Source organism: Mesobacillus maritimus (assembly GCF_019749255.1).
Classification (GTDB): domain Bacteria; phylum Bacillota; class Bacilli; order Bacillales; family Cytobacillaceae; genus Mesobacillus_B; species Mesobacillus_B maritimus_A.
Genome location: NZ_JACWFH010000007.1, coordinates 284,057 through 305,257, shown reverse-complemented (window position 1 = coordinate 305,257; position 21,201 = coordinate 284,057). Strand labels below are relative to the sequence as shown.

13 protein-coding genes are annotated in these 21,201 nt (G+C 39.3%); 6 read left to right on the top strand and 7 right to left on the bottom strand.

Annotation, left to right across the window (positions count from 1 at the left end; translation table 11 throughout):
• Positions 1-494 precede the first annotated feature (494 nt).
• The 6 genes from H0185_RS24420 (at position 495) to H0185_RS04705 (ending at position 9,455) form a co-directional block, all read left to right on the top strand.
• Positions 495-1,574, top strand: coding sequence for a Wadjet anti-phage system protein JetD domain-containing protein (locus H0185_RS24420; RefSeq protein ID WP_221871665.1), 1,080 nt, complete (start codon positions 495-497; stop codon positions 1,572-1,574).
• Positions 1,567-3,075: a hypothetical protein gene (locus tag H0185_RS04725; protein WP_221871663.1), complete on the top strand. Its 1,509-nt coding sequence runs from the start codon at positions 1,567-1,569 to the stop codon at positions 3,073-3,075. The genes H0185_RS24420 and H0185_RS04725 overlap by 8 nt, the downstream gene beginning before the upstream one ends.
• Positions 3,072-3,818 (top strand): DUF6063 family protein, encoded by a 747-nt coding sequence (locus H0185_RS04720; RefSeq protein WP_221871661.1) that lies wholly within the window; start codon positions 3,072-3,074, stop codon positions 3,816-3,818. Before H0185_RS04725 ends, H0185_RS04720 begins: the two co-directional genes overlap by 4 nt.
• Positions 3,796-8,262, top strand: coding sequence for a coiled-coil domain-containing protein (locus tag H0185_RS04715; protein WP_221871659.1), 4,467 nt, complete (start codon positions 3,796-3,798; stop codon positions 8,260-8,262). Before H0185_RS04720 ends, H0185_RS04715 begins: the two co-directional genes overlap by 23 nt.
• 136 nt (positions 8,263-8,398) lie before the next feature.
• Positions 8,399-8,797, top strand: coding sequence for a CidA/LrgA family protein (locus H0185_RS04710; RefSeq protein WP_246629005.1), 399 nt, complete (start codon positions 8,399-8,401; stop codon positions 8,795-8,797).
• Positions 8,775-9,455: an LrgB family protein gene (locus tag H0185_RS04705; protein ID WP_221871657.1), complete on the top strand. Its 681-nt coding sequence runs from the start codon at positions 8,775-8,777 to the stop codon at positions 9,453-9,455. Before H0185_RS04710 ends, H0185_RS04705 begins: the two co-directional genes overlap by 23 nt.
• A gap of 266 nt (positions 9,456-9,721) precedes the next feature.
• Here H0185_RS04705 and codA read toward each other — a convergent pair whose 3' ends face one another.
• From codA to parE, 7 genes are all read right to left on the bottom strand, one after another.
• Complete coding sequence (gene codA, locus H0185_RS04700; RefSeq protein WP_221871655.1) at positions 9,722-10,990, bottom strand: cytosine deaminase; 1,269 nt, start codon at positions 10,988-10,990, stop codon at positions 9,722-9,724.
• A gap of 325 nt (positions 10,991-11,315) precedes the next feature.
• Positions 11,316-12,584, bottom strand: a complete 1,269-nt coding sequence (gene codB / locus H0185_RS04695) for a cytosine permease (protein WP_221871654.1) — start codon at positions 12,582-12,584, stop codon at positions 11,316-11,318.
• Between the two features lie 730 nt (positions 12,585-13,314).
• On the bottom strand, positions 13,315-13,806 hold the full coding sequence (locus H0185_RS04690) for a staygreen family protein (protein ID WP_221871652.1): 492 nt from the start codon (positions 13,804-13,806) through the stop codon (positions 13,315-13,317).
• Between the two features lie 79 nt (positions 13,807-13,885).
• Positions 13,886-14,653, bottom strand: a complete 768-nt coding sequence (locus H0185_RS04685) for a hypothetical protein (protein WP_221871650.1) — start codon at positions 14,651-14,653, stop codon at positions 13,886-13,888.
• A 104-nt stretch (positions 14,654-14,757) separates the two neighbouring features.
• Positions 14,758-16,188, bottom strand: coding sequence for an alanine/glycine:cation symporter family protein (locus tag H0185_RS04680; RefSeq protein ID WP_221871648.1), 1,431 nt, complete (start codon positions 16,186-16,188; stop codon positions 14,758-14,760).
• A gap of 201 nt (positions 16,189-16,389) precedes the next feature.
• The gene (parC, locus tag H0185_RS04675) at positions 16,390-18,840 is read right to left on the bottom strand and encodes a DNA topoisomerase IV subunit A (RefSeq protein ID WP_221871646.1); all 2,451 of its coding nucleotides are present in this window, start codon (positions 18,838-18,840) and stop codon (positions 16,390-16,392) included.
• Positions 18,837-20,816 carry a DNA topoisomerase IV subunit B gene (gene parE / locus H0185_RS04670; RefSeq protein ID WP_221871644.1) on the bottom strand — a complete coding sequence of 660 codons (1,980 nt, stop codon included), beginning with the start codon at positions 20,814-20,816 and terminating at the stop codon, positions 18,837-18,839. Before parE ends, parC begins: the two co-directional genes overlap by 4 nt.
• Positions 20,817-21,201: the final 385 nt, after the last annotated feature.

Below are 21,201 nucleotides of genomic sequence, written 5' to 3'. Positions count from 1 at the left end.
TTCTAACATGAAAACTAATAATCTACGAGAACTATAATAAAAGTATCAATTAATAGAAAAGGTTTTAATTGCTGTTGTTGCTTTAAGTTGAAGGAAGGAACCTTAGACTCTTATATATTGGTTCTCTAAGAGACAAAGTAGTTTACTCCCTTCATGTTAGTCAACTAGCTCTGAATTCAAGAATACATCCATTAGAGGAAGAATTGAAATTCCACTAATTTTAGAAGAGTTGGAAAGACGTGGATCTAACAAGAGGGAAAAACGATAAACATATTCCAATTTATCGTTAACCGCACGTGATTGTTCCAATCGTGCGGTTTTTATTTAGTCTAAAGCTCGAATATATGAAACCGAAATCTGGGGAATATGCCCTAAAATCTCAAGAAAATTTTCTTTCCACACAATCCTCCATCTAGTTTATAATTAAAAGATGTCGAAAATTGTTTTAGAAGTTATATCCCTATAACAAAAAGAGACTTAGCAACAACAAGTAGGTGAGTAAAATAGATGTAATTGAAACCCGGGTGCGTGGCTTTATTGCTGACATTCAACACCCAAAACAAAAGAAGAAGATTAATATAAACGACTTAGAACTCCAGCTGCGTAGGCTACTGGATGACTATTTTGATATGGATGGGTATTCGATGTTTTATCGTGCCATTCAATTATTGCAAGAAGAGGGTCAGCTAACCCCGCTTAAAAACAATCAATACAACGGAAAAACTCCTGCTTTGTCTTTATTTTACTGGGTCAATATCAAAGTTCAGGAAACCAAATGGGATCGACTAGAAATGATGAAGTTGAGTGATGTGTTTGATTTTACATACTATGAAAACCATCCTGAATGGCAAACGGAAGAGGAATTGACTCGTATACAAAATTTATATGCGTTTTTGCAATCCAGCATGGAACGAGAAATCGTATCGTTAGAGGAACGAAGCTTGGAGCTGTTTGGCCATGAAAAGTTTTTACTAGATAGCGACCAATTTCCTGAAGGCAAAGGCTTTTTAACTCGTATTGGCGTTACCGAGGAACACCTGAAAGTGGTGAAATACGGGGAACCGTTTGTGTTCTGGATGAAGCAAGGAAAAGAGATTAAAGATATTCAACGCGTGTTGATTGTCGAGAATCTATCATTCTTCCATACATCGATTCAATTATTAGAAAACAATCAACTTGATTATGAACCAGAGCTGATCATTTACGGCGAAGGAACGAAAATTGAACGAAGCTTTTCGTTCTTCTTTCGGATGTTTCCGCCGAAAAACTATCTTTTCTATTATGCAGGAGATTTGGATGCCGCTGGATACGGAATCCTTATTCGCTTGATGGAAAAGTATCCTGATTGCTGTATTGAGCCGGCCCTTAAAGTTTATCGAAAAATGCTTGAATGCATCAGCCAAAGAAATGACCAGAAAACCGGCCAAACACAGAACCTTAAATACCGTGACGCATTCTTCAACTACTTTACGGAAGAAGAACAGGTGCTTTTACAACAATTATGGAATGAAAATAAGCGCATCCCGCAAGAAGTATTAACCATCGAAACATGGAGGAGGTGGACATATGAATGAATCTTGGGAAGGATTTGCCCAGCGGATGCAGCGTTTAAATCCGTTGTTTGAGCTAGGAAGAGGGATGGAAGTAGGTGAGCTAAAACCCTATCTCCAAACGATTCTCATGCAAGTGCTGCTGACGATTTTCTATAAAGAATTAAATGATGATGACAGCAGACGAAAATCTGATATCCGCTACATGGTCGAAGATGCGGTAAAGCAAATGAAGCTTTTAGCCGATGATAAGCAAATTGACCGGATTACCAGTGGGCTGCTGTATCAGGGGAAGGAAGAGTATAGTAAGCCGTTTGAAACGCTTTACTATGATGAAATTAGACAGTCATGGGAAACGCAGACGTTTCGCTATGTCACAATGGATGAATCGTATACAAACCTGGAACTAGGTGGTTCAATTATTTATAAGCTTACCGATGTTGCTCAAGAAATGATTTTTATGAGCAGGGAAATGGCTGAAGAATTCTCGATTTCGATTGAACAGCTTTATAGCATGCAGTTGATTAAAAATGGGAATTTCCGCAAAGCAACGCGAAACCTCGATCACCTCATTTCACGTGTAAACCGCTTATTGGCAAAAGAATTCACCTTTCAAAAGGAAATGGTCAATAATCCGAAAATCCTTATCATGGAAGAAGAATGGCAACGGTCTGACAGTCGCGAAGATATTGAAAAGCAATTTGAAGAAGAGAAAACCCATTTTCGAACGATTACAACCATGATTGAAAAAACAATCCGGACAAATGACGAAGAAGATTATATACAAAAAGAATTAACGCTTCTTAAAGAAAAGATTGGCCATACAAGACAGTTGCATGACCGTCTTGCTAAGCTTGTGATTCAAAACATTTCCTATGAGATGAAATTAAAAGCGGAAAATCCATCATTGTTCTGGGAAACCAGTCTAGTATCGTTTAAAGAGCATTTTTATGAAAACTGGTTCATGAAAGAAGGCGTGGAAAGTTTCGACACTATTGAGAGTGTGTTGGGGCCCCTATTTTCGCCGAAGAACGAGTTTGTTTTGCCGCTTGATTGGATCTGGGGAGAACAAGAATACGACGAAACTCAGGAAACCGATGTGGTTGTTGAGGAAGAAACAGAAGAAACCACGACTCGCCAGCGTGTGACCGACTGGAAGTCTGTCATTAAAGCTTGGAGCTATGTGTTTCAGTTTTTACAAACGTACGGAGAGTTTTCGTTAGCCGATTTAGCGACATTGCCGTTAGAGGTACAAGACCTATGGTTTGAAGAATCGGAAACCATTGATTTATGGATGATGTTTGATCGTAAACCACTAAAGGTACAGGTACTACATCGACAGGAAGAAACCATCAACGATGAGCGTGAAATTTTGCTTTATAAACTGATGCAGGAATATCCACAATTTCAAGTGTTTGAAGGTTCGAAGATTTATACAAAGTTTGATTCAAGTGCAAAGCCCTTCCTCTGGCATCGCATGAAAATCACCCCATTTAAAATTTGTGTAGAGGAGGAGAAAGCATGAGTGCGGAAACCATCAAAAAAGCGTCTGCTGTTTACTTTACGCTTTTAAAAGAGAAAGTCATTGATGAAAATAGTGAGCACTTCCAGACGTATTTTGATCCAGAAGTGAGACAGACCGTTCTGTTACTAGCAGACGAATCTGGTACATATATCATCGAGTCGGCAAAACGGATTCAATTGGTCGTCCAGCCAACAGGCTCCGTGTTTGCGACGAATTTTACTCATATGAAAGACAAGCACAAGCAGATTGAAACGAAAAAACACTTTCATCTGATTAGTGTGGTGATCATGTCGTTTTTAGCAAGCATCGACCGGAACCAGGCAGCGAAAATACGTTCGCAACGTGAAGGAATCAGCTTTTACGCATTAGAACGGCAAGTGAATGAACTCATTATGAACTGGGATAACATGCTTAAAAACAACCCTTCCTTCGGTGAAGCTGAAAAAATCGATATGAAGGAAGTTGTCACCACGTGGAAGTACATGGAAGTGGACACCGATGATTTTGGGGTAAAAAAAGCCAATCGCCGTACAAGAATCGGGTTGATTACAACAGCGATGCGCTTGTTAGAGACGGAAGGATTAATTGTCGTACTTGACCGTGACGAAATTCCAAAAGCAATCCCTAAGCAAGAGTTATTTGAGCGGATTGAATACTTGTACCATGATTATGATCGCTACGAAATGTTTAAGAAATTAGTAACAACTGAGGAGGAAGAGCATGCCGAAAATCAATCGAATTAGAATTGTTGGTCTCAAGTATGATGGCATGCAAAAGCAATACAAAGATACCACATTCAATTTTCATAATGAAAATACATCCACCAATGGGTTGATTTCAATGATGAATGGAGGCGGTAAAGGGGTATTTTTACAAACCATCTTCCAAATCCTGAAGCCAGGAACTTCGTGGGGTAAACAAAATAACCGTTATTATCAGCAGTTCTTTTTTAATCATAAAGAGCAGTTTATTCCGTACACCTTTCATGTGGTGATTCAGTGGGAATTAGACGGCGCCGACCATAGACATCTCATCACGGGCGGGATGTTCTCCGCCGAGCAGCGGATCTCGATGAGTGAGGAAGGCGAAACTGAGAAGAAAACCTTAGAACAAGAAGCGAAAATTCTTCCGAACATCACTTTTTATACAAGAGAATTTGAGCGCCAGGAAGAAGCAGGCCTTGAGCATATCCCCCTTTTAGAAAATGAAGAAGTGGCTGATACTGAGGGCTTGAAAGACTATTTAAAATGGAATGGTTATGACGTTTACCGTGATACAAAGAAGCATTATCGCATCCTTGATACGTATGGAATTGATCGCAAAGATTGGGATATCTTAAAGGACATTAATAAAGACGAAGGTGGCGTTGGCAAATACTTCGAAGGCGCCGAAGATGATCATTCGCTGTTCCAAAAGCGAATCATCCCAACGGTCAGTCAAGTGTTGCATCGCACCGAGCACCAAAAGAACGATCTTGTGGAGATATTTAAAAGTCAGGCGAGTATTGCCAAAGACCTTCCAGTGCTGTTAAAACGTGAGCAAGCACATAAAGAGTTTTTAGAAGACATTGTTCCGTTTGAAGACCACTTAGTAACTGGAATTCAGCATAAAGAAGTGATCGATGAAAGCATCAAGGTTGGACAACAATTGCTTGGAGCACTAGAGCATTTGTTACAAGCAGAACGGGAAACACTTGTTAAGTTAGAAAAAGACCTTGAAAAATTAATGGTGAAGCAAGACGAGTTACGCTTCCAAAAAGATAACTTAGAGTACGCCAAAGCGCATCGCGAGGTACGCGATTGGGAGAAAAAGTTAGCAGAAGAACAGAAAAAGCATGAAGCGTTACAAGAGGTTGTACAAGCAAAACAGGACCGTAAAGACGAGCTCGCTTTTCTAGTTTTATTAAAAGAGTGGAGTGAAAACGAGCAAAGCATTCGCGCCCTTTCGCAACAGATTGCGAAATTAGAGCAAAATAGTGGCTTAGAGCAAGTCAACCAACGTATGGATGAAATCAAAGCAGAAGCAGCCAAGCAATGGGAAGAATCCTCCTTAGCGATAAAAGAAAACATTAAGCAGTATTTTGGCTATCAAAAGTTTTTAAAGAAAAAAGCCACAGAGCTGTCGAAACAGGATAAACAAAAGACAACCGAAATTGCCAAGCTGAAAACCGAGATTGATTTCCTCTATACTCAAATCCATACCTTTGAATCGAAGGAAGCAACGCTTATCAAGGAATTCGGAGATCGTTTAACCTACGATTTAACCGGTTTTATTGAGAGTCTTTCGAAACAAATTGAGGATAAAGAAAAGCAATTAACCGACTTGCAAGCAAAAGAGAAAGCCTCGAATGAAAAGCAAAATGAATTAGCAACGCAACACGGAACACTTGTTCAATCGATTGAGACTTCAGAGGAAAAATGTCAGGAATTAACCGAAGCCAAAGAACTGCAAAAGCAAAAAGAAGGAAAACTAGTTGATAAGCTTCATGGTTTACTAGCGGAAGTAACAGCACCTCTTACCAATGCGCTATTATCGAAGTACAGTTTACAAATAGAGGAGCTACTTTCTGAGAACCGTCAGCAGGCGGAGGAATTGAAGAAAGAGCTTTGGGAAACCCAGCTTGATCATTCATTAAACGATGAGCCATTTTGGGTCGCCAATAAAGATGTGAAAGAATTGAAGGAATGGATTGATGAGAAGACAGGCATCGATGTTTTTTATGGAACTCAATTTCTTCAATCCCTAAGTCAAGAAGAAATGGCAAAATCGCTTATGACGTACCCTCTGCTTCCATACGGATTAGTCGTTAGCGGACAGCGATGGCAAAAAATCAACCAACAGATTCTTACAGGTAGAATGTATAAGAGTCCGGTTCCGATTTTTATGCGCGAGGAAATGAATGGGGAAAATCAAGAGTCTGCTTTTGTAATGGTTAATGGAACCGAGCATGAGCTGTTAACGGATAAAAATCAGTTTACCCACTGGAAAATTCAGATTGCGAAACAACTAGGTGAAAAGAAAGAAACACTAGAAGAGATTGAGAAAACGGAAGCTTCCTTACGTGGAATATTAAAGGAAATTGATCGATTTTTAGCCAATGACCTTTCTAGTGAAATGGAAAGATCTCTAGGACAAGAACAAAATGCGCTCGCTGCGAAGAAAACAAAGCTTCAAGAAGTTACGGCCCAACAAGAGAAAGAAAAAGAATTGCAGCTACAGCTTAAAGAACAACGAAAAAAAGCGAAGCAAAAGGTTGAAAAGCTAACAAAAGATGTGGAAACCTTAACGGCGTTTGAAAGCGAAAAAGAGCTGCATCAAGAAAATAAGCGTGTCAAACAAGAGAAAGAAAAACAACATGAATCATTAATTAAGCAACAAGAAGAGATCGCTAGTGAGTTTGAAACAGTCGTAAATCTCCAGAACGAGTGGAATCAAACATACGTGGAATGGAAACTCACGACAGAACAAAGTATAAAGGGAATCTCTTTCTTTATTGAAGAAGCATCATTCCCTGCTGAGGAAAAAGCGGATGCGACTGAAGAGGTGCCACGCTTATCCTCTCATGTTTTAGAGGAAATCAATGGGAGCATTGATGAGCTCAAACAGCTTCACAAATCAAAAGAAGAACAGGCAAGCGAATTAATCAAAATTCAAGCAACAAAAGAGTCAGAACAAAAGCAGCAAAAGAAACTAGAGAAAAAACTAAAAGCAATTAATGAGGATTGGAAAGATGTAGCCGAGCCTGATGAACCGATAAGTATTCTAGAGAACATGTTGCAAACTGCTAGTAAAGAAGTAAAGGCAGCTGAAAAAGAAGAACGTGAGCAGGGAACTGCGGTAACAGTGGCGGAAACGTCCTTAAAGCATTCAATTGAACAGCGTGAAAAGGCAGGGAAGAAGGTTGCCAAGCACGAGAAACAGCCAGAAGAATGGGAAGAGCATGATTTAGAGGTTAAAGAAGTTGAAATCAAAGACCAAACGAAGCTAACCAAGAAAGAGATTAAGGACACAGAGAAACAACAAAAAGAAACAGAAAGCAATATCACGAATTATGAAGGCGATTTGTTTACATTATCTGTTGTCCTAAAAGAGGAAGCAGCTAGTTTTACCGATGAGGATATTGAAAAGATTAGAACTCAAGGAAAGAAATGCATCTTAGCTTGGTGTGATGATCATCAAAACATCCAAGAAGAAGGCAAAGAGAAGCATGCGAAAATTGAACAATCATTGCGAAATCTTAAGCTTGCAATTGAAGGCAAGGATTGGGAAATCCGTTTTAAAAATGAAGTTTTAACTACACTGGACCATATGGATACAAGGCATTATCACCATATCCAAAGCGTTGTGAAAAATATGAAGCGTTTCTCACAAAGTGGTTTAGAACAATTAGAACGCGATAAAGAAAGAGCAGAAAAGGCGCAAAGCTTCTGGGCAAGCCGTGCGAGTATGAAAGTGATGGGCATTTCGGAAGCGATTCGCTCGATGATTGCGAAAATGAAGCTGAAGAACGAAAGAGGTTCATTCCCGCTTGTTCAGCTGAAAGAAGACATCTTACCGAAAAAAGCAGACGAGATTGAGCCCCTTCTAAAGCAGCATTTCGTTTCTGCGATAAATAAAATTACGAAACAATTTGACCGCATTGATGATCATAATCGCGAATTAGATCAGGAAATCAAACAGCTGATTAGCGATGAACAAATTTTATTTGTTTCGCTCAGAAATCGATATCCTGAACTACTTGTGTATAACATGCGAACAGATAATGCGTTTATGTACGGAAAACCGCAACGTGAGCATTATTCAACCTGGCAGACGATTAACCAAGGTTCGAAGACAAAATCCGACGGTAGTGGTGGCCAAAAGCTATCTGCTCGAATGGTCATGATGATGATGCTATTATCCGTTAAAGGCGAAACAGACCAAAGCTGGGTTCCGCTAGTGGTTGACAATCCATTCGGCCAAGCAGCCTCTGCGCATGTTCTCGACCCAATTTTCGCGGTTGCGGAGAAACTAAAGTTCCAATTTATTGTCGTGACGCCACCTGAACTGGTGAAAACCGAAATCAGTCAACGCTTCGATGCGTATTATAAATTGGACTTTATTCGTGAAAAAGGAAAAGAGATTGTTTCAGATACGATTGTTCCTGCGTTTAGGATTTATCAGGGAGATGAAGCAGTTACACAATAAAGCTTAAACAAAAATCCTACTTTCTAAGGTTGAAAGTAGGATTTTTATATGGAAAGCGTTTAAACGAACGGGGAAGTAGACCTGTTCCTCCATCCTTGATATAATTTTATTTTGGTTCTCGAAAGGAAATGATCTGATGAAACATACTTTGATGTTTTTCGTACAATTATTTTTTCTTTATGCAATCTATCAGGTTTCAAACTATATTGTGAGATTCCTAGATATACCTTTACCTGCTAGTGTCTTGGGGATGATTCTTTTATATATCTTATTGAGGAATGGAACTGTTCAGTTACGGTATATCGAAGTTGCGGCCTCGTTCTTGTTGAAACATCTTTCGTTATTTTTTATTCCCATTGCGATCGGCTTGATGGATTATGGCGGCTTGATCAAAACAAGTGGCATTCAATTATTCGTGATGATTGCGGCCAGTAGCTTTATCGGTTTATTCGTCACAGGGGGATTTACCCAATTTCTATCAACTAAGAAAGTACAAAAGGAAGAAAACTATCATGAACAGTCTCACTCTCATTAATATTTTGCTAACGATTATTATCTATATGGGTGCAAGGAAATTAGCACATCGTTTCCCATCTCCGTTTACGATTCCGATTTTAACCACAACGATTATCATGATTTGCATCTTTCATTTCTCAGGAATAAGTTATGATGCCTACACACCTGCAAAAGAATGGATTACCGCATTGCTAGGTCCCGCCACTGTTGCTCTTGCAGTTCCATTGTATAAAAATAAAGACATTATTAAGCAAAAATTGATGCCAGCTATTGTAGGATTGATTATCGGGACGCTTTCATCCATCGTTTCTGCTGTATGGTTATCCAGGGCATTCCATTTATCTGAAAACATACAGGCGGCTTCTGCGGTGAAGGCTGTTACGACCCCAGTGGCCATTGAGACCGTTCAAATAATTGGCGGTGATCCTACATTAGCCGCGGCTTTAGTCGTTGCCTCAGGTCTATTTGGTGCAATTTTCGGACCTGCTTTACTAACCATGATGAACATTTCTGAGCCATTCTCACGAGGGCTTAGTATCGGAACTGTTTCTCATGCGATTGGTACTAGTCAGATAATGGGAGAAGGTCCTATCCAAGGCGGAGTTTCAAGTGTAGCAATGGGCGCAGCCGCCATTATCACACCAGTTATTCTTTCGGTGTTGTATCAGTTTTTGTAAAGAGATGACAAACGGAGATTGATGGAACACCTATTGATTAAAAAGGTCATTTGGAAAAGACCATTCATCCAATTCAAGCCCTTTAATACCTTTGTTATACTGTTACATAGCTTCCAGCACCTGGTGAGGAGACAGTTACAGATCATAAATGGGGAACTGATTTCCTGTAGTCTTAAGGTTTTAAACTTTGTACGATAAAGAGCGATCCCTCAATAGTAAATAAGGGATCGCTTTTTATATATGCTCATTTAACCTATGTTGATAGTTTATAAGGTTAAATATTCATTTAACATATTCACCTTTGTTTCTGCTGGTTTTGTTTCAACAAGTACTTCTCCGTTTCGGATTGAATATAGGACAGTTGATTGCAATCGAATCACATCGTACTCCGAGGTTGCGTCAATGACAACTAGGTTTGCTGGATTGCCTTCTTTGATTCCATACGTATCTAGTAGATTTAAGGTTTTGGCTCCATTTGTTGTGATGAGATTTAATGCCGAGACAATATCGTTATATCCTGTCATATGACATGCATGTAATCCGGTATCGACAACCGACATTAGATTTCCATCACCGAGTGGGTACCAGGGATCCATGATAGAATCCAATCCAAAACATACATTCATATCTGCCTCTAATAGCTCTTTTACTCGCGTTAACCCACGGCGTTTTGGATAGCTATCAAATCTGCCTTGTAAATGTAAGTTGGCTTTAGGAAGGGAAACGAAGTTGATGTTTGATTGCTTCAATAGTTTAAAAAGTTTGTAAGTATAAGCATCATTATAAGACCCCATGGCTGTTGTATGACTAGCCGTCACCCATTCACCCATCCCTAATTTATAAGCTTCTGCTGCGACAACTTCGACAAAGCGTGATTGTTCGTCGTCAATCTCATCGCAGTGAATATCAACCATTTTCCCATACCGATAGGCTAACTCCATTGATTTTTGTACAGAACGAACGCCATCTTCTCGTGTGAATTCATAATGGGGAATACCACCGACGACATCCGCACCCATTTTTAAGGCTTCCTCTAATAATTCATCTCCTTTTGGATAAGAATAGATCCCTTCCTGTGGAAAAGCGACAAGTTGGAGATCAACATATGGCTTGATTTCTTCCTTTACTTCTAATAAGGCCTCTAAACCTAGTAAACTTGGATCTGTAATATCGACATGTGTTCTTACATGCTGAACACCATGTTTTATTTGCATGTGGAGCGCTTGTAAAGCTCGATTTTTAATCTCTTCTTTTGATTCCTTGACGACCTTTTTACGTTCTGACCAAATTTGAATTCCTTCAAATAAGGTTCCCGATTGATTCCACCTCGGAGTTCCTGCAGTTAACACATAATCTAAATGAATATGAGGTTCTACAAAAGGAGGGAGAACGATTTTTCCGTTAACATCAATGACCTTTTCACCCGAAGGATTAGGTGATTGTTGAGCAGGTGTAACACTGAAAATTTTATTTTCTATTATATGTAGATCCCACAATCCTTCTTGACCGTATAACTTTGCATTTTGAATGAACATTTATAATCACATCTCCTTTAATCTTTTACATTTTTTGACGTAACTTTACCTAACATGTTTACAATATAAATGCAAAATTGTCATGATTACTTGACTTATGTAAGAAAATCTAACGTGAATTTTAATAAACTCCCAAATGAAGTTATTATTTATTAAAGAGTTGCCAAACGTTTTGTTAAAAGAAATGAGTAGAACTGATAGACATTTAAGGGATCGAAAACGCATGTTCTATACTATTTAAATAAGAACTCGGAAGAAGATCTTATCTCAATTATGTAAAAGAAAAAACCTCTACCAAAATAATCAAAGATAGAGGTTTTTTCTTTTATATTTTCTCCATTTGAGGATAAGGTTGACTAACACCCTTTTTATTTCTAAGCACGCCATGCTCAATAGCAGTGGCAATAGAATAGACGACTACGGATGTAATGATAGCATTGACAGGCGGGATACCAGGGAGCAGGTTCGCTGCAACGATACCGAATACCCAAGCAATAACCGCACTGATTTGAACGTTTTTCATTTTCTTTTCCTGATAACCATCTTTCCTGCGAAGCAAGAAATAATCTGCCAAAATGATGGCCCCTATTGAAGGGATGGTAGAGCCAAGCAAGGTTAACCAACTAATAAAATTGTTATAAACCACTAGGGAAAGAATGGTACCAACTAAACCATTAAAGATCACAATTTTGTTCTTAGGAAGCTTCGTAATGTGTGAGAACCCTAGCCCAGAGGTGTATAAGGAATTATCATTCGTTGACCAAATATTTAAGCCTAAAACGACAATGGCTGGAATTAATAATCCTTGAGCAAACATCACGTCGGAGACATCAGCTAAACCTAAGGCAAGTGTACCAACCATCCCGAAGGCAAACATTAAGGAGTTTCCGATAAAATAAGCAATAAATGTTGTTAAAAAACCGTTCAATTTGGACTTGGAGAACCGCGTAAAATCTGCAGTTAAGGTAGCCCCGCCAATAAATGAACCTATACAAATCGAAAGAGCTAGCGTATAGGTCATGGTTTCAGACGGTTCTAATTGCATTAATGAAGCAAATCCACCCACTTCCTCGGTTGCTTGGAAGATAGAAAAGCTTCCGAGAATGGCAATTGCCGGAACAGCTACCATACTTAGTATCGTTAAAGCTTTCATGCCCCAATAAGCAGTTGATGTCATCAAAATTCCAGAAATAATGATTAGTAAGATTAAGTTTATACCGGTGGCTTTGTTCACCATAATGGCAAAGGTGGCAACACCAACACCAAACCATCCAACCTGGATGGCACTTAATAAAAAGGAAGTTAAATACGATCCTTTTTTACCGAAAGAGTGACTGGTTAGTAGGTGGGTGGTTAAGCCAGATTTCGCACCAACTAAGCCTAATAAACTAGCATAAATCCCAAGAATTAGGTTTCCAATCAGGACCGTGATGATAAATTGCTTCATATCCAATCCTTGTCCTAATGTACCACCAGCAACCATACTGGATGAGAAAAAGGTAAAGCCAAGCATAACGAAAAACATGGAAATAAAACCTTTACGCTTATCTTTGGGAACAGGTGTTAATGCATAATCCTTATCAGTTTGTGCCATTACAACTTCCTCCTTTATTCTTTACATACTATTGAATCGTTTTGGTTGTTTTATAGGTAAACTATAAGAGAATTTAATGGTTGTAACTACTAATATGTAAAGAAACCTAACATAATATTTTGGTGGATCTTATAATATTTAAGTCATTAAATTTACCTCCTATTTAGAAAAATGGATGTTGGATACCGATATAGTGCGGATAATCTATCTGTAATTCGATCTGAAAATTCACCAATACTGGTAGTCATGCTATAATTTAGTTTAATTGGGGGTATAAGTGATGACAAATGAAATAGTTGAGCAAATCCGCTTCTAGTTTACATAATATATATTCTCGGAAGCAATGAATCGAAAGCAATCAGTGGTCTCAATACCTAAGTATACTTAACATAGTGAGACAGAAAATCAAAATTGGATAAAAAACGGATTTGTGCGTAATTATTGTTTTCAGTTAAACAATTGCAACTATCTTAAGTTTTAACCTATTTACAATCACTAAGTGAATTAAACAAATTCGAACTTTAAATTCTCACGCAACCATACTCTAAGCCCAATTCAATTTTGCTATCTGATTCACTCTAGGTTGATTTAACGTTTAATGCTTCTATGATTTAATAACCACTGCTGTCAATCTTCCATCTTAGTTAACATAATATTATTATGATGTTTGTTTAGTTCAGTTACCTACCCATCCAAATCCCCAATCAAAATAAAACAAAAAAACACAAGCTTATGCCTGTGTCTTGCTCATAGGTTGATTTCTAGCAGCAGTTAAGTACTGCCTTGGTGTTCCATAATACAACACTTCGTTGAATTCTGGATAAACCGATTCAAAATGCACAAGAATTGGGCAATCCAACAGCCAAGGTGAATTTGTATAGAACTGCTGATCGCCATAAACAATCCCTGTTAAGGCTAAAGAAAGATCCTTTTTAAAAATCATGTAACGAACCTGGGAGAATTTTTTATCGTACTCCCCCCCACTAATATAGACCTTTGCTAATAATAAATATTCTCCGTTTCTAGTCTGCCACTCTGCGAGTACTTCATCACGAAGGGTTGGATCGATTGCTCCCACATCGTATTTTTTTCCGATTGTTAGAAACAACTCTCCTGTATCATCGGAGTGGGTCAATGTATACTTCCTTCCACTTATTGGACCAAAGGTGCTAACCGGAGGAATATATATCGTATTCAATCGATCTGGATTGAATGTGGACATGGCAAGAGAACCCCTTTCAGGAAATATTACCTTTTCTTACCATAGCCTATGATAGCGAAAGAGGATTCGTTACATATGCCTATTTATTCTTTTTCTTCTTTTTTGTTTTCAAGCTTTTTTGAACTTTGGTATCCGTTTGTTTCCATTCTCCGTTTTCTAAAATCCAGGAAGACTCCACAAACCCAATCGTGTCTACATTGCCCACACCACTAATGCGTTGAACCCCTTTAAAACCAATTTGTTTCTCGTGAACAAATACCGGTTTTAATGTACTATACGGCAACACCATCAGCTCCATCGGCTCATTTAATTTGCCGTTTTGATATAATCCTAAGCGATCGTATTTCTCTTTTCTGTCAAATAAATTAAAGGTATATAATTTACCGGTTTCTTCGATTTGAATACTCGCTTTATACCCTTCCTCAAACTGGCTAATAATTGTTAATGGCTCAGGAACACCCATATCCACTTGCTTAGCATCCTTGAAAGAATAGAGCTCATAATTGGATGTGCCCCCACTACCTCCTGTTTCAACACGAACTAGGACGTCCTTCACACCATCATGATTAAAATCTTTAAAGGCTAAAGATGGTTCATAGCCCCCTTCAAGCTCAGTGTGGAACTTTTCCCCTTCAGAAGTCTTTATTTTCATTGAAATTTCTTTCAGAAATAAGCTTCCTTCCTCAAAAGGAACACCGGTTATGGTGATGGTATCGTCTTTTCCATCTCCAGTTACATCCATTAGTTCTTGTACAATCTCGTTCTGAGCTTGTTTATCTGCGGCATAAACGGTTGCAGCGATTAGTGAAAGAATAAAAATTGTTGGTAGAATGATAAATCGTTTCATAATCTCCCCACCTTTTTTCCTTTTACCAGTAAACTGTCCATTTTTTGGGAGAGATATACATAAAAAACCCCCTATATGATATAGAGGGTCTTACAATATCCACCTTATTTTCCCTGTTTTTCGCGAGTTTCCCAAGTCTCAGCGCCTTGCAATCCAAGAATACTGTCAGCAAAGAAAGTAGGATCTTTGTGCTGCTTTCGTTGAGCTTGATAGTCCTTTAAGGCTGCAAAGGCTATCTTACCAAGCAAAGCAATCGCAATCAGATTAATAATAGCCATAACGCCCATAAACAAATCCGCAAGATTCCAAACAATGGCTAAGTCTGCCAACGAGCCGAAGTAGACCATCGCGACAACTGCAAGGCGGTAAATAAATAACGCTGGTTTATTATCTTTGATAAACTCAATATTCGTTTCACCATAATAATAATTCCCAACAATCGAGGAAAAGGCAAATAGGAATATTGCAATACTAACAAATGCCGGCGCCCATGAGCCAACATGACTACTAAGTGCAACTTGGGTAAGTTCAATCCCCGTTAAGTCAGGATTTGTGTATGCACCAGAAAGAATGATGATAAAAGCGGTTGCGGAACAAATTAGGATGGTATCAACGAATACCCCAAGAGTTTGAATCAGACCTTGTTTAGCAGGGTGTGTAACAGCAGCGGTTGCCGCAGCATTTGGAGCACTCCCCATCCCCGCTTCATTCGAGAATAATCCACGTTTAATTCCCATCATAACAGCTGCACCCATTCCACCGCCAACTGCTTCCTGAAGACCAAACGCATTTTTTAGGATAAGCGAAACCATCATAGGAATTTCTGTAAAATTAACAATCACTACGTACAAAGCCAAGATAAGATAGAGAACCGCCATTATTGGAACAATTATTTGAGAAACATGGGCTATCCGTTTCACCCCACCAAAAATGATGATTGCCGTCAAAATAGCTAACACGACACCAACCCACACTCGGTTAATCCCAAATGCCTGCGTAACGGCAAGTGAAATCGTATTTGATTGGACGGAATTAAATACAAGCCCAAAACTAAAGGTAATGATAACGGCAAAGATGATCCCCATCCAACGCTTGTTCAAGCCTTTTTCCATATAATAAGCAGGACCACCGCGGAAGCCATCTTTATCTTTCACTTTATATATCTGCGCAAGAGTACTCTCAACAAAACTTGATGCTGCCCCAATGAAAGCAATTAACCACATCCAGAACACAGCACCAGGACCACCAGCAGATATCGCGGTAGCAACCCCTGCAAGATTCCCTGTGCCTACACGGGAGGCTGCAGAAATGGTGAATGCTTGAAACGAGGATAGCCCTTTTTTCCTTCCATTACTTAGTACGGGTTTATCACCGAGAATTCGAAACATCTCACCAAATAAACGAATTTGGACAAAGTTGGTTCGGATTGAAAAATATAAACCTAAAATAATAAGTGCTGCAATGAGGATGTAACTCCACATTAGATCATTTAAAAAATTGACGTTTGTATTTACTATCTCTAGTAGTTTTTCCATTTAAAGACTCCTTTTAATGTAAATCTAGGTCGCTCATTTTATTGCTGTATTTCATTTATTGTTCCAAAAAAACAAAAATATAAGTATGTAGAATCCTTCTCTATGTAAAAGCATGAGGCGCAAGTATAGAGTAAATTTTCACATAAAAAGCACCCCAGTTCTTTGAACCAGGGTACATGTTTTTGACAAAACAGTGACAATTTATGATTCTTCGTTCTTTGCTTGTTCCTCTGTTACTTCTTGTTTCCACATTTCTTGTAGCTTCCCACTCTCATTTTCATCAAAGACAAATGAACCGTTTGAATAGCGGTCATTAAACCGGAGAGATTCTGGTGTTAGTGTGTACGTTTTCTGTTTTTCAGTGAACAAGAAGATCTCATCTTGATTTTTCGCCACTTCAAACCCTGCGACACGATGTGGATTGCTTTTAAGTTCGCGAAGCATAATGACACCGCGTTTTGCCCGAGAACCTAATTCAAACTCACTAAGTTTCATCTTCTTCACCGCTCCACGCTGTGTGGCTAAGATAACCGACTGTTCTTTTGAACCATCAATGATTTTACCACCGATTACATAGTCGTCATCCTTCAAGTTGATTCCCTTCACACCTGCAGCTCGAATTCCGATTGGACTAATCTCTTCCTCTGAGAACCAGAGAGCATACCCTAGATGTGTAACGAGGAATAAGCTATTATTCCCATCTGAAAGATGTACTTCGATGGTCTCATCGTCACCTTTCAGATTCATCGCCGTTAACGTTTTAGAGTATCGTTGTGCTTTGTATTGTTTCAATTCTGTTTTCTTTACCATTCCATTTTTTGTTACAAAAAGAAGGAAAACCTCTTGCTCAAAGTCTTTAACAGGAATCGCCTTAATAATGTGCTCATCACGTTCAAGCGGAACAATATTGGCAATATGCTGTCCTAAGTCTTTCCAACGAATATCTGGCAACTCATGAACCGGCAGGTAAAGATAGCTGCCTTTATTTGTGAATAGAAGTAAAACCTCTTTCGTATTCATATCAAGTTGAGCTAGAAGTCTATCGGTATCCTTCATCGCAAAATCTTTGCCATTTGAAGCCGCGAAGGAACGCTGACTTGTGCGTTTGATGTAACCATCCTTCGTAACCGTCACAATGACATCCTCGCTGGCAATCAGAACCTCTAAGTTGATTTTGATTTCTTCAATCTCATCTTCTATTTTGGTTCTTCGTCCATCAGCAAAGCGTTTTTTCACTTCTTTTAATTCCTTTTTAATGACAGATAACAATTTTTTCTCACTTTCCAAAATGGCTACGAGCTCATCAATTTTCTTTGCAAGCTCTTCCTGCTCTGCTTGTAGAGCGGTTACATCCGTGTTGGTTAATCGATATAACTGCAAGGAAACAATCGCTTCCGCTTGTGCCTCAGTGAAAGCAAACTTACTAATCAAGTTATTTTTAGCATCACGTTTATCTTTAGAAGCACGAATCGTCGCAATTACTTCATCAAGAATCGACAGAGCTTTAATCAAACCCTCAACAATATGTTGACGATCTTTAGCCTTTTGAAGGTCAAACTGAGAACGCCTTGTGACCACTTCCCGTTGATGAGCAATATAGGCGTCAAGTAAATCATGTAATCCCATTTGTTTAGGACGTTTATTATGAATTGCGACCATATTGAAGTTGTAAGTGATTTGTAGATCCGTATTTTTGTAAAAATAGTGCAGAACTCCGTTTGCATCGGCATCTTTCTTAAGCTCCACGACAATCCGCAAACCTGTACGATCCGTTTCATCGCGAACTTCAGAGATACCCTCTACTTTACGGTCAATTCGGAGTTCATCCATCCGTTTGACTAGATTCGCTTTGTTTACTTCAAAAGGAATTTCTGTAATGACAATTTGTTGTCTTCCACCACGGATGGTTTCAATTTCTGTTTTTCCGCGAACAATCACTTTACCCTTACCTGTTTTATAGGCTTTTAAAATTCCTTCTACGCCCTGTATAATGCCTCCCGTTGGGAAATCTGGTCCCTTAATGACGGTCATTAACTCCTCCACAGAACAATTAGGGTTGTCCATACGCATAATGACGCCTTCGACTATTTCATCAAGGGAATGTGGCGGGATATCGGTAGCATATCCTGCTGAAATCCCTGTCGACCCATTAACAAGTAAATTAGGAAACATGGATGGCAAAACAGTTGGTTCCTTCGAAGTATCATCAAAATTCGGAATAAACTCAACTGTGTTTTTATCAATATCTCGTAATAATTCTGCGGCAATAGCGGAAAGTCTTGCCTCCGTATACCTCATCGCTGCAGGTGGATCGCCATCATTACTCCCATTGTTTCCATGCATCTGGATTAAGACATTTCGAACCTTCCAATCCTGACTCAGGCGGACCATGGCATCATAAACAGATGAATCTCCATGTGGATGGTAATTCCCGATGACGTTCCCGACTGTTTTGGCCGATTTTCTAAAGCCCTTTTCGTGAGTGTTTCCCTCAGCGTACATGGCATACAAGATCCGGCGCTGAACGGGTTTCAGCCCATCACGGGCATCAGGTAGTGCACGTTCTTGAATGATATATTTACTATAGCGACCAAAACGGTCGCCAATGACTTCTTCGAGAGGGAGGTCGCGAAATTTTTCTATTGAGCTCATTCTTCTGAACCCTCCTCTATAACGGTAATGTTTTCATTTTCTAAGATGGTGTCGCCTTCGTCTAATGTAAACGCAACATTCGATTCAATCCACTTTCGTCGGGGTTCAACTTTGTCCCCCATTAACGTCGTGACTCTGCGTTCAGCACGGGCAGCATCGTCAATTTTAACGCGAATCAATGTTCTAGATTCTGGGTTCATGGTTGTATCCCATAGCTGATCGGCGTTCATTTCACCTAGACCTTTATAACGCTGAATGATATAGCCTTTTCCAATCTTCTTTATCGCGCCTGCTAGTTCGTCATCGCTCCAAGCATATTCGATGATTTCCTTTTTTCCACTCCCTTTGCTGACCTTATAAAGGGGCGGTAACGCAATGAATACTTTCCCACCTTCAATCAGTGGTCGCATATATCGGTAAAAGAATGTTAAAAGCAGAACTTGGATATGCGCTCCATCGGTATCAGCATCGGTCATGATGACCACTTTATCGTAATTTACATCTTCAAGATTGAAATCAGCTCCAACACCTGCTCCAATAGCATGAATCATCGTGTTGATTTCTTCATTTTTAAAGATATCTTGAAGCTTCGCTTTTTCAGTATTAATGACTTTACCACGTAAAGGAAGGACAGCTTGGAATTTTCGATCGCGTCCCTGTTTTGCAGAACCACCCGCTGAGTCTCCCTCAACAAGATAAAGTTCATTTTTAGCAGAATTTTTGCTTTGTGCTGGGGTTAATTTCCCTGACAACATTGCTTCTGATTTTTTTCGTTTTTTGCCACTACGAGCATCTTCCCTAGCTTTCCGAGCCGCTTCTCGAGCTTGATAAGCTTTGATGGATTTTTTGATTAAAAGTGAACTTGTCTCAGGATTTTCTTCCAAGAAATACGAGAGATGCTCAGAGACAACAGAATCCACAGCTGAACGAGCCTCACTCGTCCCAAGCTTTCCCTTCGTTTGACCTTCAAACTGTAACAGCTCTTCAGGAATACGAACAGAGATAATTGCTGATAATCCTTCCCGGATATCTGCCCCATCGAGATTCTTATCTTTTTCCTTTAACAAACCTGCTTTGCGCGCATAATCATTGAAAGCACGAGTCATAGCGGTTTTCGCCCCAACCTCGTGCGTTCCGCCATCCTTTGTACGGACATTATTAACAAAGCTAAGAATGTTTTCTGAATACCCATCATTGAATTGGAAAGCAAAATCAACTTCAATTCCACTATTCTCTCCTTCAAAGCTCACAACAGGATGAAGAGAATCCTTTTCTTCGTTTAGATACTCAACAAATGCTTGAATGCCGGTTTCATAGTGAAATACTTCGCGAACATCATTGCGTTCATCGATAATTTCAATCTTAAGTCCTTTAAGCAAAAATGCCGACTCGCGAAGTCGTTCGCATAAGGTATCATAATTATAAGTTATCGTAGAAAAAATTTTAGGATCTGGTTTAAAGTGGATGGTTGTTCCGCTTTGGTTGGTCTTGCCGACTTTTTCAAGAGTCGTGACTGGTTTCCCACCATCTTCGAATTTTTGTTCGTAGACGAATCCATCACGTCGAATGGTGACAACGAGCTTTTCAGAAAGTGCATTCACGACCGAAGCACCTACTCCGTGAAGTCCTCCACTCGTTTTGTAACCACCTTGACCGAATTTTCCGCCCGCATGTAGGACGGTTAGGATGACCTCAGGAGTTGGCTTTCCCAGCTTATGCATCCCAGTTGGCATGCCTCGTCCTTTATCCTGAACAGTGATGGAGTTATCCTTGTGTATTTTCACAATGATATGGTCGCCATATCCTGCAAGTACCTCGTCAACAGAGTTGTCAACGATTTCGTAGACTAGATGGTGAAGGCCTCTAGTGTCGGTACTACCAATATACATTCCTGGACGTTTCCTGACAGCCTCGAGACCCTCTAATACCTGTATCGCGTCATCGTTGTAATCAAATGCTTGCTGGTTTCTAGCCACTAAAATACCCCTTTCATAACAAACAAAAACGACATTGACAGTTTGTTTATCTATTGTCAATGTTTCAAGATTTCAATTTAGTAAATTCTTCCTTTAAAGAAAACATAAAAAAAGAACTAACACACGTTCGCCTTGCTCATATTTTACCATACTTTCTAAGTCTCATATGCTTTATTGTAGCGATTTATCCTGATTTGGCAAACTGATTTCTCAAATTGGCCGTAATTTTATTCATAAAATTTGTCTTTTTGGGTACAAATTTGAAAAAAACTTCAGTGAGTTGGAAATCGCTTCATCACCGATATGCCAATGATTCCCGCCATTATTTTTCTTGTCCATGAACCAACCTATTAGTACTTAAGTACTTTTCTTAGGAGTGTTGTAT